The sequence below is a fragment of the Candidatus Thiosymbion oneisti genome (genome assembly GCF_900092655.1).
GTDB classification, from domain to species: domain Bacteria; phylum Pseudomonadota; class Gammaproteobacteria; order Chromatiales; family Chromatiaceae; genus Thiosymbion; species Thiosymbion oneisti.
The window spans coordinates 1-573 of sequence record NZ_FLUY01000489.1; the positions used below are offsets into that span (position 1 = coordinate 1).

The following is a 573-nucleotide window of genomic DNA, read 5'->3' on the forward strand; positions in this document are numbered from 1 at the left end:
AGTATTCTATCATAGAGGTTTTCCTCGCGGTAATTAAATCTGAATTCACATTCCTTGAGGTGTAGATGAAACGTATGTCTGGGGACGCCATTGAACTTAGCAAGCCTTCGTTTGGCAGACGACCAGAATGATTCAATGCCATTGATGTGGCAATTACCGCGGGCAAATTCGTGCTCACCATGATGCACGCGGAAATGCTTTTTGTAACCCATGTCCACCAGCCCGTTATAGCCTCTCCAGCCGTCCGAGTGGATGATGCTGCCCAGGGTCACCTTGCCCCGAATCGCAGCCTGTAGCTGCTTTTTGGAGGCATCCGGGACGATTTCCGTGTAGACTTTCCCCTGCCGTTCCAAGATCCCGAAGACGATCGTTTTACCACCTGCTCCGCGACCTTTCTTTCCCCGGACACGGCGTGCACCAAAATAAGATTCATCAACTTCAACCTCGCCGGATAAGGGTGATGAAGCGTCACAAACCTGGGCGATTCTGAGGCGTAATTTCATCAATAGCTGATTAATCGTCGGGCGGCTTACATCACTCAACTCCGCAATTTTCGAGGCCGGTAAATCGTGC

1 protein-coding gene is annotated in these 573 nt (G+C 50.6%); it reads right to left on the reverse strand.

Annotated elements, in window-relative coordinates; translation table 11 throughout:
* The coding region (locus tag BQ17_RS04720; RefSeq protein ID WP_141699111.1) for an IS1595 family transposase at positions 1 to 573 on the reverse strand (573 nt) is incomplete at both ends.